This window comes from Actinosynnema sp. NPDC023658 (assembly GCF_040639995.1).
In the GTDB taxonomy this organism is placed as follows: domain Bacteria; phylum Actinomycetota; class Actinomycetes; order Mycobacteriales; family Pseudonocardiaceae; genus Actinosynnema.
The window spans coordinates 1,171-2,305 of the sequence record NZ_JBFAAX010000872.1; the positions used below are offsets into that span (position 1 = coordinate 1,171).

At 70.7% G+C, this 1,135-nt stretch carries 2 protein-coding genes; both read right to left on the reverse strand.

Annotated features, from left to right (window positions below):
• On the reverse strand, window positions 1–290 hold a 290-nt coding region (locus tag AB0G02_RS35815; protein WP_360803579.1), incomplete at its 3' end, for a hypothetical protein.
• Between the two features lie 6 nt (window positions 291–296).
• Window positions 297–1,135: non-ribosomal peptide synthetase (locus AB0G02_RS35820; protein WP_360803582.1), on the reverse strand; the 839-nt coding region annotated here is incomplete at its 5' end.

Below are 1,135 nucleotides of genomic sequence, written 5' to 3' on the forward strand. Positions count from 1 at the left end.
TACCGTCGCGCGAGGTCCTGGATCGACGCCGCCGGCTCGCCGTGGAGGAGCGTCTTCAGCGACGCGTCCAGCCCGAGGCACCGGTACTCCGGGAACCTGCGGATCAACGGCTGGTAGGCCAGCAGGCTGCCACCCACCGGGTGCGCGAACAGCAGGACCCGCTCGGCGCGCGCCGCCGGGGTCAGCTCGACCAGGCTCGACGCGCCCGCCACCGTCGACCTCGCGCTGAGGTAGTCGCTGAGGCGCTTGCCCTCGCTGGGCATGCCGCTCCCCTCCTCGTCGGGATCCACGTCCGCCTACTCGCCGGCCAGCAGTCGGGCCACGTCCTCTTCGGACATCTGCGCGATGGCCTTCTCCAGCTCCTCCGGGGACAGGACGGCGAGCCGGGCCCGTTCGACCTCCAGGGCCATGCTCTGCACGCTCGAATCGCTGAAGAACGCGGCGAGGGAGACCGAGGTGGAGAACAGCTTCTTGATCCTGGACACCAGCTGCGCGGCCTGGAGGCTGGTCCCGCCCAGGTCGAAGAAGCTGGTGGTCTTGGAGAAGTCGGTGCGGCCCAGGATCGGACCGAAGGCCTCGGTCAGCATCTGCCGCTCGATGTCGCTGAGCTGTTCCGCGGCCCCGGTGTCGCCCGCCACCTCGACGGTCGCGCCGACCGCGGGCAACCTGCGCTCGTCGATCTTCCCGCTCGCGTTGATCGGCAGTTCGTCGAGGAGCACGAAGCTGCTCGGCACCATCGTGGACACCAGGCGCTTGCGGCAGTGCTCCCGGAGCGCCGACTCGGAGACGCCGCCCGCTCCCCCGGTCGCGCAGTAGGCGACGACGCGCTTGCCGCCGTCGTCCTCTTGGACCTGGACGAACACGTTGCGGATCCCGGCGGCGGTGCGGAGCACGCTCTCGATCTCACCGACCTCGATCCGCACGCCGTTGATCTTGACCTGCCGGTCGCGTCGCCCGACGTACACCAGCCGGCCGGCGCCGTTGACCCTGGCCAGGTCGCCGGACAGGTAGACGCGCGCGGTCCGGTCACCCCCGACCGGGTCGGGGATGAACTTCTCCCGGTTGTCCTCGTCCCGCCGCCAGTAGCCCGACGTCAACCCGACGCCGCCCAGCGCCAGCTGCCAGATGACGCCCT